The organism is Kurthia sibirica (assembly GCF_003143975.1).
Classification (GTDB): domain Bacteria; phylum Bacillota; class Bacilli; order Bacillales_A; family Planococcaceae; genus Kurthia; species Kurthia sibirica.
In genome coordinates, this window is the sequence record NZ_QFVR01000053.1 from 1 (window position 1) to 1,735 (window position 1,735).

Here is a 1,735-nt window from a genome sequence, read left to right on the forward strand (position 1 = left end):
TTGAACTTTGGGATTACGTACACTGGTTTAACAACCTACGAATTCACGGAACACTAGGTTATTTAACGCCTGTGGAATTCAAGCAACAGCCCCTATAATTTTTGTCCAGTTTAGTGTTGACATTCCAGTTCTTTTTTATCATACAAGCCCTGCTCTAAAGTTCTTTGATCATAACTTGATGAAAATGAATACACGCATTTGTTGACTTCAGTTTGGCTGTAATATTTTCGATACATACGAAACATCATAAAAACACTTATATATCTATCAACGTAAATAAAGACATACTTAGGTCGGACGCTTTCATAAGATGAGCTAATTATTTTTTTAAAATCATATTTTATTTTTAATTTCTATTACGTGTTTTTTTATATCTTCATCGCTTTTTTTTAATGTTTTTTTAAATTCTAAAATTCCAAATAATAGCATAGAAATTGATAAAGGAATAAAGATTATTAAAAATATTACTTTAGTGATTTCATTAAGGGAAAATAAAATTAATGTAATTATAGTTACTATTGTTATTAAACTAATATATTTATTATATTTAGACTCCATTTTACACCCACCTTTTGAATAATTTTTCTTTTTATAGAAAAATGTGTTAAATTTGTAATTGTAAAAATTATATCATACTTAGGAGGAAATTATGAAATTGTTCACAAAAATACTTAGTATAGTTACATCCTTTTTTTTAATAAATACAATTATTGTATCAGGTACAGCTACTGCAGAAACTTCAGAGCCAAGAGTTGCATTAAAAGCTGAAGGTATTACAGGTACAGAAGATTTAATTCAAAGTACTAACGGTTTATTAGAAAATAATCTTAATTCAATTGTTTTACCTGATAAAAATGATAAAAAAATTATTATTAATAATAAAGAAGATAATAATCAATTATCTATTGGTCTTCCTAATGATATGAATTTAGCAAATCCTAAAGTAACAGACTCTGGTAGTTACGAATATAAAAATAAAGGATCTGTTGATTTGATTCTACAACCTACAGAACTTGGTGTGAGAAGTATTATTAATATTAAAGATGCTGATGCTCCTAAAGAATATAAGTTTGATTTAGATTTACCAAAAGGGCATAAACTGATTACATCGTATGCTTATTTTAAAGGAACTCCTGGTGATGGGTTTGATACCGAAGAAGTTTTTATTGTTGATGAAAATAATATTATTCAAAGTGTTTTTGGTAAAGCGTGGGCGGTAGACGCTAATGGTAAAGAAGTTCCAACGAAATATGAAGTTGTTGGGAATACTTTGATTCAAACTGTTGATTTTAATGAGAATACAGCTTTCCCTGTTTTGGCAGATCCTGATTGGGTTGCTATTGGAGCATGTGCAGCAGCTTTAACATGGTTTGTTGGGTCAAATCTTTTCGCAGCAGCTAAAATTATTAAGGTGAAAAAATATATTAAAGCATTAGGTGGATTTAAAGAATCTGCTAAATTATTAGTTAGTGCAACAACATGGGAAGAAAAACTTCGTGTTGGAGGTTCAGCTTTCAAAAGTTTAGCGGCTGAAATTACTGGTGTAAGTGGATTATATGTATGTAGTAAATTTATAAAAAAATAAAAATGAAAGCCGTAGTTGAAATTTGGACTGCTCCCTGTCAAGTAGACAGCGGAAATAATAAAAATTGAACTAAGCGGCTTGAGCTCTGAATTCTAGAGGGCTCAGGCCGTTTAGTCGTTTTTGATAACGTTGATGATTGTAGAAGTGAAT

At 29.5% G+C, this 1,735-nt stretch carries 4 protein-coding genes; 2 read left to right on the top strand and 2 right to left on the bottom strand.

What is annotated here, in order from left to right:
• On the top strand, positions 1-98 hold a 98-nt coding region (locus DEX24_RS16730; RefSeq protein ID WP_146193013.1), incomplete at its 5' end, for an IS3 family transposase.
• Between the two features lie 235 nt (positions 99-333).
• On the opposite strand, the gene DEX24_RS16735 is transcribed toward DEX24_RS16730, so the two are convergent.
• Positions 334-558: a hypothetical protein gene (locus DEX24_RS16735; RefSeq protein ID WP_109307506.1), complete on the bottom strand. Its 225-nt coding sequence runs from the start codon at positions 556-558 to the stop codon at positions 334-336.
• 91 nt (positions 559-649) lie between these two features.
• Here DEX24_RS16735 and DEX24_RS16740 point away from each other — a divergent pair, with 91 nt between their 5' ends.
• A complete protein-coding gene (locus tag DEX24_RS16740) occupies positions 650-1,585 on the top strand; it encodes a hypothetical protein (RefSeq protein WP_109307507.1) in 936 nt (311 codons plus the stop codon).
• 69 nt (positions 1,586-1,654) lie between these two features.
• On the opposite strand, the gene DEX24_RS17940 is transcribed toward DEX24_RS16740, so the two are convergent.
• Positions 1,655-1,735 (bottom strand): IS3 family transposase (locus DEX24_RS17940; RefSeq protein ID WP_146193002.1); only part of this gene is annotated, 81 nt, incomplete at its 5' end.